Genomic DNA, 1814 nt, shown 5'->3' with positions numbered 1-1814 from the left:
CCCTTATGGTGCGGTCAAGCTACGCGTTCTGGTTACAGACCGGGTGCAGGGAACTGAAATTTATGTGCCGATGCACTCTACCAGCCATGATGGTGCGGTCAATCTGTTAACTGGTGGAGCGTTCGATGTGGTCACCCGTACACCGGCCTATAAACAAGCCAAAGTACGGATGCAAATTTTGGAGGTAGACGGTCAAAATCCACTACCACGTATCAATCCGCGTTACAAAAAGCGTCATCCGCAAAATGGGGTTGAAGTGGGCCGTAAGTGGAATCGTCCCGGTTACGTCGATTTAGTGGATCAAAAATAAGGAGGTCAAGCCGTGGCTAAGCCTATTTCAATTGTGAGAAAACGCATTTTGACAGAAGAAGAACGGCAAAAACAATCGCTGGATCAGCTTACTGCTGATCTGGCGGACAATGGGGCGGCATTGCAGAAGACACTTGAAATCGTACGTGAGCTGCACGATAGTGGTCTTCTCGAAGCAGCTCAGTCTATGCTAAAGGCTAAAGAAAGCATCGCCAAAATCGCTGTAGGACAAGCGACGCGTAAGCCTGTGACGAACATCATCAATAATCTCATGGGAGCAGCAGGGATGCTGTCTGAGGTAGACCCCGAGCTGATGAAAAAGCTGGCAAACAGTGTTACTAATGGCCTGAACGAAGCCGATAAACATCTAAAGCAGAATAAAAAGACTCGTCTGCGCGATCTTATGAAGGCGATGAATGATCCAGATGTAAACCGGGCAATGGGATTTGGCATTCATTTTCTCAAAGGAGTGGGAAAAAGTTTGTCTGATAAATAGCTCATAGAGCGTGAAGATGGAAGACTAGTAACAACAGACAATAAAAAGAGCTGGCTCCGAAAACGGGGGCAGCTCTTTTTATTTATTTTTTATCCACCTGCAATAGCGTCACCGTTTTAAGAGAAACGGCATCTTTTATTTGCTCCTCTGCGATGACCTTGAGCTTAAGCAAACTGGCAATCTTCGACGTATCCGGCTTGGAAAACAAGCGCCATAGCTGCGGATCAGGCAGTGAATCATATAGCTTTGTATGATCGTATTCCTTGCGGTGCTGCTGTATAATCTTGACTCGGTAGTTGCCAATTTCCCAATCTGATACTTCCTGCTGTGCACAATGAGCGGTAATGTCATTACGCAAATCAGTCAGTTCACCTTCAATTTCTTTTTGCTTTTGCTTTAACTGATAATAGCGACGCACCTTGTTTTCCAATTCCATCACGCTCCTCTGCTTACATATGTATGTTTGCGGAAGCGTTTTAGGACAAGTTTTGTGATGTTAGGATTGAAGGCATAACTGCAAAAGCATTTCCCGGGTAATGGAAAGATCCATAAGTTGAGAGCATCATCATCCAAACTTTATTTCAGGATTTTGCAAAATCCTCATTTAGGTACATTCGTCCCTGGATTTACAGGCCCTGCTCCTTGGGATTTCCCCTTACGTTTCATATAATTGGCCCAGTATGCCGTTAGAATAGGTACCAAAATCGAGGTCACAATGACCGAAGCGGCAACTAATGCCGTTGCAGATTGCGCAACAGGCAGGAACTCAGGCTTGATATTGGCGACAATGACTGGGTTCGCTACTGCTGCTCCTGCTGTACTAGAGGCTGCAATTCCTGCTGTACCGTTGCCACCACCGATATATTTGTCCGCCAAAATCAGTGGAATACCTGTAACGATAATGACAAAAATACCTAATAAAATACCAAGCATACCTGTCTGGACAATGACACTCAGGTCAATGGAACAACCAAGTGCAAAACCGAAAAATGGAATCAAAGCTTGCGTT

The 1814-nt window shown here is 45.2% G+C and carries 4 protein-coding genes; 2 read left to right on the top strand and 2 right to left on the bottom strand.

Translation table 11 applies throughout. From position 1 onward, the window contains the following. Together GRP75_RS25940 and GRP75_RS25935 are read left to right on the top strand one after the other, a co-directional pair. Positions 1-310 (top strand): molybdopterin dinucleotide binding domain-containing protein (locus GRP75_RS25940; RefSeq protein ID WP_272917244.1); only part of this gene is annotated, 310 nt, incomplete at its 5' end. A gap of 12 nt (positions 311-322) precedes the next feature. Continuing rightward, the gene (locus tag GRP75_RS25935; protein ID WP_061829711.1) at positions 323-805 is read left to right on the top strand and encodes a helical membrane plugin domain-containing protein; all 483 of its coding nucleotides are present in this window, start codon (positions 323-325) and stop codon (positions 803-805) included. Positions 806-887: 82 nt separating this feature from the next. On the opposite strand, the gene GRP75_RS25930 is transcribed toward GRP75_RS25935, so the two are convergent. Both GRP75_RS25930 and GRP75_RS25925 read right to left on the bottom strand, forming a co-directional pair. After that, on the bottom strand, positions 888-1241 hold the full coding sequence (locus GRP75_RS25930) for a hypothetical protein (RefSeq protein WP_160790763.1): 354 nt from the start codon (positions 1239-1241) through the stop codon (positions 888-890). A 164-nt stretch (positions 1242-1405) separates the two neighbouring features. Continuing rightward, positions 1406-1814: 2-keto-3-deoxygluconate permease (locus tag GRP75_RS25925; protein WP_202404322.1), on the bottom strand; the 409-nt coding region annotated here is incomplete at its 5' end.

Origin of the sequence: Paenibacillus sp. OT2-17 (genome assembly GCF_009827695.1) — a bacterium.
Classification (GTDB): Bacteria; Bacillota; Bacilli; order Paenibacillales; family Paenibacillaceae; genus Paenibacillus; species Paenibacillus polymyxa_B.
This window is presented reverse-complemented; position numbering and strand designations above follow the sequence as displayed.

Bases quoted from the DNA above. Each gene is read 5' to 3' on its own strand.
- GRP75_RS25930 (WP_160790763.1), bottom strand. From the start codon at position 1,241: ATGGAATTGGAAAACAAGGTGCGTCGCTATTATCAGTTAAAGCAAAAG.